Below are 1,958 nucleotides of genomic sequence, written 5' to 3' on the forward strand. Positions count from 1 at the left end.
TGCGCTTAAACCGAACACCAATTTTGATGATCTCGAAAGATTCTTCACATCTTTATCGGAAATAGCCCCTGTTTACGCAGTCGTGGGAAACTGGGACTTTGACAAACTTAGTAGGGTAAAAGCCGTATATAGAAACTCTGGCGTGCATCTTCTTGATGGAGACACAGTAAAGTTGATAGGTGATACCGGGTGTATTAACCTTGTCGGTATGCCTTTGAGCCAAAAATATACCACCCCAGCCGATAAAGATATTCTGCTTGTGAGCCATTACCCTCATGCAGTAGCAAGGTATTATGGGCCTGATCCCATTATCTGTTTATCAGGACATACCCACGGGGGACAATTTTACATACCCCTGGTCTCAAATATCATTTTAAAAAGCAAATACCCTATTCTCAAGGGAGAAGGGAAATTTGGAGCGTATAGGGTTTTTGTAACCAACGGTGTGGGTTCGTGGCTTCATCTTAGGTTCCTGGCTCCCCCACAACTTGTCGTTCTTGAATTTTAGTTATTGACACCTCTTTTTGTCGGTGTATAATATCATCGATAATACCCCCGCGGGGTATCAGGAGGTGAAACGATGAATTTGAATATAACCGTGTATTCCACGCCCTCATGCCCATAGTGCAGAATAGTCAAACAGTATTTCAAATCCCTGGGAATACCTTTTAAAGACGTGGATGTAAGTAAAAACCCAAAAAAGGCTGAGGAGATGTACCGTAAAAGCGGTCAAATGGGTGTTCCTGTGGTCGTGATGGGTAACCAGGTTATAGTTGGTTTCGATAAAGCCAAAATTGATAAGATACTCGGAATTTCTTAATGCTTTAAAAATGAATCATGAAGATTAAGGGACGGTTTATACCGTCCCTTTTTATTTTTTTACCGGGATGGTATGCTTTTAATAGCACATGATGAAAGGAATGAGCATATGAGAGAGCTGAGAAAAAACCCGATTACAGGGGAATGGGTGATAATTTCTTCTGCAAGAAGCGCAAGACCGGTTCTGCCTGAAAATGCGTGCCCCCTTTGCCCGGGGGTCTTGGAGCTTGAGGAAGATTACGATCTTGCCGTTTTTGACAACAGGTTTCCCGCGCTCAGCCTTGATGCTCCAGAGATAATCGAAGAGGAATCTGTTGTTGAAAAAGGGAAAGCCATTGGTAAGTGTGAAGTCATTATGTATACTTCAAACCACAACCTTGCAGTCCCGGATATGCCAGTAAAACAGCTTGCCAAGTTAATTGAAGTATGGTGTGACAGGTACAGGGAACTTTCCAAGAACAGAGAATTAAAATACATCTATATTTTCGAGAACCGGGGCAGGGAAGTTGGTGCAACCCTCGACCACGCTCACGGGCAGCTTTATGCTTTTCCATACCTGCCGCCAAGAGTAGAAAGAAAAATTGAGCACACCAGGCAATATTATCTATCCAATGGTAATTGTTCGCTGTGTGATGTTTTGAAAGACCTTCCCAAAGCCAACATCATCAAAAGCGGGAAATATTTCGTAAGTCTTGTGCCACCATATGCCAGATTCCCTTATGAATGCCATATTTACCCCCTTCGTCATGTCTCATTCCTTACCGACCTGACCGCTGAAGAGAAGTGGGAATTAGCCGAGTTCATTCGTGATATTGCAAAGCGCTATGACAGTTTTTTTGAAGAAAAGTTTCCTTATATGATGATGCTCTTCTCCGCGCCATATAACACAAACGAGCTCTATGATGAATTTTTCCATTTCCATATTGAGTTTAATCCACCAAAACGTTCAAAAGACAAAATGAAATGGATGGCAAGTGTCGAAACTGGAAGTTGGAATTTCATAAATCCTGCATCGCCAGAGGAAGTAGCAAAGGAGCTTAGAGAAGCTTTGGATTAGGTTTTGATGAAGGTTAAATTTGGGTACTTTCGCTTCTCAACTTGCGCCAGAGGGGATCAATATAGGCATAGGTTAGCCATTC

At 42.4% G+C, this 1,958-nt stretch carries 3 protein-coding genes; all 3 read left to right on the forward strand.

The genetic code is table 11. The features are described 5' to 3' along the window. A partial coding sequence (locus AC3LHT_RS02230; protein WP_488661828.1) for a hypothetical protein occupies positions 1-508 on the forward strand: 508 nt, incomplete at its 5' end. A 123-nt stretch (positions 509-631) separates the two neighbouring features. Beyond that, positions 632-820, forward strand: a complete 189-nt coding sequence (locus AC3LHT_RS02235; protein ID WP_488661831.1) for a glutaredoxin domain-containing protein — start codon at positions 632-634, stop codon at positions 818-820. 108 nt (positions 821-928) lie between these two features. Then, positions 929-1,876, forward strand: coding sequence for a galactose-1-phosphate uridylyltransferase (gene galT, locus AC3LHT_RS02240; protein ID WP_488661832.1), 948 nt, complete (start codon positions 929-931; stop codon positions 1,874-1,876). Positions 1,877-1,958 lie beyond the last annotated feature (82 nt).

This window comes from Kosmotoga sp., from assembly GCF_982836095.1.

Excerpts from the sequence above, each read along its gene's own strand:
- galT (WP_488661832.1), top strand. The coding sequence starts at position 929 with ATGAGAGAGCTGAGAAAAAACCCGATTACAGGGGAATGGGTGATAATT.